Annotated in this window: 4 protein-coding genes; all 4 read right to left on the minus strand. The window is 48.4% G+C overall.

Translation table 11 applies throughout. The features are described from left to right. Position 1: 1 nt before the first annotated feature. Positions 2 to 850: a DUF3598 family protein gene (locus tag NZ772_15765; GenBank protein ID MCS6815012.1), complete on the minus strand. Its 849-nt coding sequence runs from the start codon at positions 848 to 850 to the stop codon at positions 2 to 4. Between the two features lie 29 nt (positions 851 to 879). Next, the gene (locus NZ772_15770) at positions 880 to 1,641 is read right to left on the minus strand and encodes an isoprenyl transferase (protein ID MCS6815013.1); all 762 of its coding nucleotides are present in this window, start codon (positions 1,639 to 1,641) and stop codon (positions 880 to 882) included. Continuing rightward, positions 1,638 to 2,543: a diadenylate cyclase CdaA gene (cdaA, locus tag NZ772_15775; protein ID MCS6815014.1), complete on the minus strand. Its 906-nt coding sequence runs from the start codon at positions 2,541 to 2,543 to the stop codon at positions 1,638 to 1,640. The genes NZ772_15770 and cdaA overlap by 4 nt, the downstream gene beginning before the upstream one ends. Positions 2,544 to 2,809: 266 nt before the next feature. Continuing rightward, positions 2,810 to 3,597: diaminopimelate decarboxylase (locus NZ772_15780; protein ID MCS6815015.1), on the minus strand; the 788-nt coding region annotated here is incomplete at its 5' end.

The following is a 3,597-nucleotide window of genomic DNA, read 5'->3' on the forward strand; positions in this document are numbered from 1 at the left end:
GCTAGTGGTTAACCCGCCGCTCAACCACGAGTGTAAGGCTCACCCACGCCCCTGAAGCATCATACCAACGACTCATTCGTAAGCGGGTATCAGGTTCCGCTAGCCACCCTACTTCTAAGAAAAATGGGGTCTGAGGCCGAATTTCCGTCGGGCAAGTGGCTGAGGCACCATCAGGTAATAGCAGCACCTGTACAGGCTGTGCCCCTTCCTTGAATTGCAAACGAGAGCCTGTAATGTCAGCGGTGGAAACGATCGTCTGTCCAGCAAAGGTTGTTGTCTGTACTAAACGATTGTGCTCTTGACGAATGGTCAACTGCGTCAAGGTTGTCTCAGGAGTTCGCCAATCAGGATAGAGGGTAGTAGCCTCACCCCGCCACTCGCCTACAAGAGGTGTTAGAGATGGTGGAGTAACGTTCATAGATGGCATTACACCCAGTTGCTCTCGCATAGATGGCATTACACCCAGTTGCTCTCGGATGAGGGTGAACTGAGTTAGGCGACGATCGCGGAATAGTTGCACAAGCCGTAATCGTCGATCGCCCCAAATTAACCCCAACTCTGCCCCAAACTCACCAAAAGGGCCTAACTGTAGAGACCCCTGGGAAAATGCCCCAGACTCAAAGAGTAATATGCCTCTGCCTAGGGAACTGTAGGTCAATACTTGCTCAGTGGGAGGCTCTCCAGCGGGCATTCGCCGAATCACCTGTTGAATTGTTGTATCGTCATTCAGGCTGATTAGAGACGTGACCGTTGGTATGTCACTAATCAAAGTGCCATCAGGCGCTAGCTGAGTAAAGGAACCGTGCCAATTTCCTACATTTTTTAGTAAGCACATCCACTGAGATTGCATGTCTAACCCTCTTAAAGTTTAAGTGTAGTTTAAGATCTGGAGTTAACCTTACCAAAGCGACGATCGCGCTGTTGGTAAGCATAGAGAGCTTGATGAAATGCTTCCCGGTCAAAATCAGGCCACAGGGTATCTGTGACATAAATTTCTGTATAGGCAATTTGCCACAGCAGAAAGTTACTGACTCGAACTTCGCCACTCGTCCGAATCAGCAAATCTAGCTCTGGTAGCTCGGTTGTGTAGAGATAGCGACTAAATAAGCCCTCGGTAATGTCCTCTGGCTTCAAGAGTCCTTGTTGCACCTGGGTTGCAATTGTGCGACAAGCTCGAACAATTTCTTGCCGACCGCTGTAGTTAGTGGCAACCGTAAACTGGATACCCGTGTTGTCGATCGTAGCTGCAACACAGCGTTCAATTTCCGCTTGCAGTGAGGCAGGCAATTGTTGCAAATCTCCCACACACTTAATCCGTACATTTTCTGCTACTAGCTCGTCTAGTTCCCTACGCAATGCTCCCTCAAACAATGTCATCAAGAAACTGACTTCCTCTAGGGGTCGTCCCCAGTTCTCTGTAGAAAAGGCGTAGGCAGTCAACGCTGGAATGCCCCAATCTCGGCAACATCGCAACAACAGTTTCAAGGCATCCACACCGTGATGATGCCCAATGCTACGAGGTAATCCACGTTTCTGCGCCCAGCGACCATTGCCATCCATAATTACAGCAACATGTCGGGGTAAACGCTCACGATCCAAGTCAGTAGGCAGTTCATATAACAGAGTTTGTTTTGCGGTCATTTTTTCTCCCGAGATGCCGATGATGTAAACCGAACTAGGCGGAGGATTGTTCTCCAAGCTTCAGCCGCAACTTGTTGGGTCAAATCGCGGAGACTAGGGGCAGTAACTTCCCGGTCCACAGACTGCGAAAACCGTGCCTCTAACAATTCCTTGAGTTTACTGCTAGTCAGCGGTCGATTTAACAGTCCCCGTTCTGCTAAGGATATAGATCCCGTTTCTTCAGATACAACTATGCACACACAATTTTCGACTCTTTCTGTAATTCCCATAGCAGCCCGATGGCGGGTACCCAATTGACGTGACGTGGAGCGCTCAGAAATAGGAAGAATGACTCCAGCAGAGACAATGCGTGAACCACGTACCAAAACGGCACCGTCGTGTAACGGTGTAGTGGTTTGAAAGATAGTTTGAATCAACTCTTTAGATAGTTCACTATTCAATCGCACACCAGGAACAGAGAAGTTACGCTCATTAATTGGTTCACCTGTTTCTATAATCACCAAAGCCCCAACACGCTGTTGAGATAGCTCCTTGACAGCATCTACCACTTCATCTACCACTGTGTCTGGTTTTGGTTTTACCTGGTGGACAGGACGTATCAAGGCCAATAATTGACCTCGCCCTAGGTGTTCTAAAAATAGGCGCAATTCCGCTTGCAGGATGAACGCCAACGAGGCTGCACATCCAATTGCCAAGCCAGTTAGGGCAAAGCCAAAAATCACTAAGCCCAGGCGGTTGCTGATAGCTGCTGCAAGCAGTAAGATAATTAGCCCTCTCACCATCCATAATGTCCGTCGATCGCCAACTAGGGTCAAAATTAAATAGCTCAGCAACAACACTAAGCTAATGTCAATCAACTGCACTAGATGATCGGTCAGCAACCGCCTCCAGAAATTGCCCATCGGGTTTAGCGTCTAGCGTGTAAGTAGGACTGGATTGGGGAATGTCTTCTAAACTCTAGCTAAAAATCGCTAGCCCAGATTGGTTTAGTTATTGGTTATTTGCCATGTTGATCCTACAGTTGGTTAGCACTTGTTAAGCGTAATCCAACATTTTGATCAAACATGCAGTCGGCGATTTGCAGCCACTAACTTCTCCAAGGTGCACCTAGTCTCAGTAAGAACCAACTCACCTTTGTTAACAAAAAGTCACCACAACACAGCCCCACCTAAGCTAGATATGCTGGTAAGCAGTCTTGGCGAATTAGATCATCATAGGTCTCTCGCCGCAAGATGACGCTGGCCTCTCCATCATTCACCAACACAGCAGCCGGACGTGACAGGCGGTTGTAGTTAGAAGCCATGCTGTAGTTGTAAGCGCCCGTGGCCAACACTACCAGAATATTACCTGGCCTTGCTGGAGGCAGACAGCAATCGCGAATGAGAATGTCTCCAGACTCACAATGTTTGCCTGCTATCGTCACCAGTTCGGTACAATCTTCCCACATGCGGTCGGCCACCACAGCCCGATAAACCGATTGATAGGTAATCGGACGCGGATTATCTGACATACCACCATCAACACTCCAGTAGGTGCGAATACCAGGGATAACCTTCTGACTGCCCAATGTGTAGGCTGTTACACAAGCAGTACCTACAATTGATCGTCCTGGTTCGCATAGCAACCGAGGATAGGGTAAGTTGTGGCTACGGCAGGCCACAGCGATCGCCTCTGACACAGTTTGACACCACACCTCGATACTGGGTGGGTCATCAGCTTCGGTATAGCAAATACCCAAGCCGCCACCGACGTTTAGCTCTGAAATGGTCAATCCATAGTGAGTTGCCTTTGTTAGCCATTGCACCATAACATCTGCCAAATCTTGGTGAGGCTGTAGTTCAAAAATCTGGGATCCAATATGAGCATGTAGTCCTACACAATTCAGGCTAGGGTGTTGGCTGACAAATTGAAATAAGTCGTCTAAATCTCCAGGATCAAACCCAAACTTGCTATCGA

It is taken from the genome of Cyanobacteriota bacterium (genome assembly GCA_025054735.1).
Classification (GTDB): Bacteria; Cyanobacteriota; Cyanobacteriia; order SKYG9; family SKYG9; genus SKYG9.